The 3,435-nt window shown below is 71.6% G+C and carries 5 protein-coding genes; 4 read left to right on the top strand and 1 reads right to left on the bottom strand.

Features of this window, described 5'->3' with window-relative positions; translation table 11 throughout:
- Nucleotides 1-226: 226 nt before the first annotated feature.
- Genes G6020_RS05490 through G6020_RS05505 form a run of 4 tightly spaced genes read left to right on the top strand, consistent with a single transcriptional unit; the run spans nt 227 to nt 2,508 of the window.
- Nucleotides 227-1,207 (top strand): DUF808 domain-containing protein, encoded by a 981-nt coding sequence (locus tag G6020_RS05490; RefSeq protein WP_182609929.1) that lies wholly within the window; start codon nt 227-229, stop codon nt 1,205-1,207.
- Nucleotides 1,207-1,743 (top strand): DUF488 domain-containing protein, encoded by a 537-nt coding sequence (locus G6020_RS05495; protein WP_179525618.1) that lies wholly within the window; start codon nt 1,207-1,209, stop codon nt 1,741-1,743. Before G6020_RS05490 ends, G6020_RS05495 begins: the two co-directional genes overlap by 1 nt.
- A gap of 10 nt (nt 1,744-1,753) precedes the next feature.
- Nucleotides 1,754-2,224, top strand: a complete 471-nt coding sequence (locus tag G6020_RS05500; protein ID WP_182609930.1) for an FABP family protein — start codon at nt 1,754-1,756, stop codon at nt 2,222-2,224.
- Nucleotides 2,225-2,229: 5 nt separating this feature from the next.
- Nucleotides 2,230-2,508 carry a Rho termination factor N-terminal domain-containing protein gene (locus tag G6020_RS05505; RefSeq protein ID WP_179525620.1) on the top strand — a complete coding sequence of 93 codons (279 nt, stop codon included), beginning with the start codon at nt 2,230-2,232 and terminating at the stop codon, nt 2,506-2,508.
- A gap of 94 nt (nt 2,509-2,602) precedes the next feature.
- On the opposite strand, the gene G6020_RS05510 is transcribed toward G6020_RS05505, so the two are convergent.
- Nucleotides 2,603-3,435, bottom strand: an 833-nt coding sequence (locus G6020_RS05510; RefSeq protein WP_182609931.1) for an acyl-CoA dehydrogenase family protein, incomplete at its 5' end; no start/stop codon positions are given.

The raw sequence follows: 3,435 nt of genomic DNA on the forward strand, positions 1-3,435 counted from the left end.
CCTCGGCCTCGCCGACGGCCCCCTCGGCTCCCGGGCCGTGGCCCTGCACCTCGGGCGGACCGGGGTGTCGACACTCAGGTGGGTCCTGGACGCGGTGGAGGGCTGAGACCGGACCGGCTGCGAGGGCGCGGCGGGTCGAACGGGGCTACCCTGTGACGATCCGACCCGGCACGGGTCGGCCGTCCCGTCGGCGGGGACCCCTCCCGCCCACCACAGTGAGGTACCCATGGCCGGTGGTCTCGCCGCCCTGCTCGACGACATCGCCGTCCTCGCCCGGATGGCCGCGGCCAGTACCGACGACATCGCGGCCGCCTCCGGACGCGCGAGCGTCAAGGCCGCCGGAGTGGTGGTCGACGACACCGCCGTGACCCCGCAGTACGTCCGCGACGTGGAGCCGTCGCGCGAACTGCCCATCATCCGTCGGATCGCCACGGGTTCCCTGGGCAACAAGGCCATCATCATCGTCTTCGCGCTCCTGCTCAGCCAGTTCGTCCCGTGGACCCTCACCCCACTGCTGATGCTCGGTGGTGCGTACCTCTGTTATGAGGGCGCGGAGAAGGTGTGGGAACGCGTCACCGGCCACCACGAGGAGGCCACGCCAGTCGTCGAGAAGGGCCCCGACGCGGAGAAGCGGATGATCCGCGGGGCGGTGACCACCGACTTCATCCTCAGCGCCGAGATCATGATGATCGCGCTCAACGAGGTCGCCGAGGAGCCGTTCTGGACCCGCGCGGCGATCCTGGTGGTGGTGGGGCTGTTCATCACCGCGCTCGTCTACGGCGTGGTGGCGGTGATCGTCAAGATGGACGACATCGGACTCCACCTGGCCGGGAGGGACTCCCCGGGGGTGAAGAGGTTCGGCAGCGGTCTGGTCCGGGCGATGCCGACGGTCCTCGAGGTGATCTCGTTCGTCGGGATGCTCGCGATGCTGTGGGTCGGCGGACACATCCTCCTGGTGGGACTGGACGAGCTCGGGGCGACCGCCCCGTACCACCTGGTGCACCTGCTGGAGGAGCCGGCCGCGGCGGTGGCAGGCGTCGGGAGTGTGCTCGGGTGGCTGGTCAACACGGTGTGCTCGCTGCTGTTCGGCCTGGTCGTCGGCGCGGTGGTGGTGGCCGTGGCCCACGTCGTCCCCCGTCGACGGGACGAGTCGGGGCCCGCCCCCACCACAGCGGAGGCCGCCGGGACCGGTCACGCGAGGGACTGATGCTCCTCACCGTGGGGCACGGTCGGCTCGCGGGCGACGAGCTCGGGGGGTTGCTCACCGGCGCCGGGGTCGAACTCCTGGTGGACATCCGTCGATTCCCCGGGAGCCGCGCCAACTCGGCCGCCGCACAGGGGGCGGTGCCGGAGCTCGCCCGCGACCTCGGCATCGACTACCGCTGGGAGGAGCAACTCGGGGGCCGTCGCACGCTCACGGCGGAGCAACGGCGCGACTCACCCGACACCTGGTGGCGCGTCGAGGCGTTCCGCGCCTACAGCGCGTGGACCCGCTCCCCCGGGTTCCGCGCGGCCCTGGACCGGGTCGTCGGGGACGCGCGCGCCCGTCGGACCGCGGTCATGTGTTCGGAGTCCGTGTGGTGGCGCTGCCACCGCAGGATCGTGGCCGACGTGACGACGACCGTCCACGACCTCCCCGTGGGGCACCTCATGCACAGCGGGTCGATCACCGGGCACAGCCCGAGCGAAGGACTTCGGCTCGACGCCCACGGACAGCCGGTGTGGGACGCCGGCGTCGCCTAGGCTCATGGGCATGGAACCGGCACCCTCCCTCGCCCCCGTCGCCGCACTTCTCGGCACCTGGAGGGGTGAGGGCGCGGGGTCGTATCCCACCATCGAGGACTTCACGTACACCGACGAGGTGGTCTTCACTGATGTCGGCAAGCCGTTCCTGCACTACGTCCAACGGTCGTGGAGCGCGGACGGCTCCCCCATGCACACCGAGACGGGTTATCTGCGCATCCCGGGGGCCGGGACCGCCGAGTTGATCCTGGCGCAGCCCATGGGACAGACCGAACTCGCCGAGGGCACCGTAGTTGCCGAGGCGGACTCGCTCGTCCTGGAATTCCAGGCCCGGGTGGCCAACAGCGCCACCGCCAAGCAGGTGGACGCCACCAGGCGCCGGTACGAACTCACCGGGGACAGGTTGGTCACCACCTTCGCCATGGCCGCGGTCGGACAGCCGATGACCCATCACCTCCACTCCGATATGCGGCGGGTCTGAGCGCCGTGGCCGAGAAGAAGAACGACGGGCGATCCGCGAACATCAAGGACGAGAAGGTCTACGAGGCGCTGCGCGACGACGGCGCCAGCAAGGAGAAGGCCGCCCGGATCGCCAACGCCTCGGCCGGGCGATCGCGGTCCGAGGTCGGCCACAAGGGTGGCAAGGCCGGCTCGTACGAGGACTGGACCGTCGACGAGCTCCGCGACCGCGCCAGGGAGATCGGCATCGAGGGACGCTCGTCCATGACCAAGGACGAGTTGATCGAGGCGTTGCGGGAGCACTGAGCCGGGCTCACCGAGCCGGGATCAGCGAGCCGGGATCAGCGGGCCGGGATCAGCGGGCCGCGCGCTCACCCTCGTCGGCGTGTGGCCCGGTGCGTCAGCGCGCCGCGTCCCCCCGCCACACGAGCCGGGACACCCCCAGGCCGTCGAGCTCCCACCGCAGCTGGGACTGCGAGGGGGACTGGACGGGGAGGAACGCGGCCTCACGCATCCGACGATTGGCGGGGGCGTCCTGCGCATACCCCATTCCACCGCAGAGGATGGCCTCGAGTCGCGTGGCGGCGGGAGCGATCTCGGCGCCGTCCAGGCGCAACAGGAGGAGGTCGACGAGAGCGCCCTCTCCCGGCCGCGACGCCAGTCGGTGCAACTCCGAGTGCATGTGCTCGTGGCGGTCCACCAGCGCGGAGTGCTCGTCGGCGGAGAACGCACCGAGGCCGCCGAGCAGTCCCTCGACCTCGGTGAGAGAACGCGCCGCGACACCCGAGCAGAACGCGGCCTGCAGGACGAGGAACTCCGGGCGCACGCCGGACAGGAAGTCCCCCAGGTCCTCCCCCAGCACCTGCTCGTCGGGGACGACGACGCCGTCGAGCCCGATCATGGTCGAGGCCGTGGCGTTGAGTGCCAGGAGATCCGGGGCGCTGCGCATGTCCACGCCCGGAGTCGACGCCTCGAAGGCCAGGACGAGGCTGCGCCCGTCCCCGGTGTTGGCGGCCAGGACGATCGTGCTGTCCTCGTAGACGTTGGAGGCCCACGCGACCGGGCCGTCGACGCGGTAGCCGCCGTCGACCGGAGTGGCGGTGATCGGGACTCTGCCCAGCCCGACCGCCTGACGCTGGGCAACGGCCATGCCGGTCACACCGGGCCGGTCCCCCGTGGCCACGGCGCGATAGGTCCGCCACGCGGCGTCCGACCGGTCCGCCGCGTGGCGGA

The organism is Dietzia sp. B19 (assembly GCF_014145155.1).
GTDB classification, from domain to species: Bacteria; Actinomycetota; Actinomycetes; order Mycobacteriales; family Mycobacteriaceae; genus Dietzia; species Dietzia natronolimnaea.

Excerpts from the sequence above, each read along its gene's own strand:
- G6020_RS05490 (WP_182609929.1), top strand. The coding sequence starts at position 227 with ATGGCCGGTGGTCTCGCCGCCCTGCTCGACGACATCGCCGTCCTCGCC.
- G6020_RS05495 (WP_179525618.1), top strand. The coding sequence starts at position 1,207 with ATGCTCCTCACCGTGGGGCACGGTCGGCTCGCGGGCGACGAGCTCGGG.
- G6020_RS05500 (WP_182609930.1), top strand. The coding sequence starts at position 1,754 with ATGGAACCGGCACCCTCCCTCGCCCCCGTCGCCGCACTTCTCGGCACC.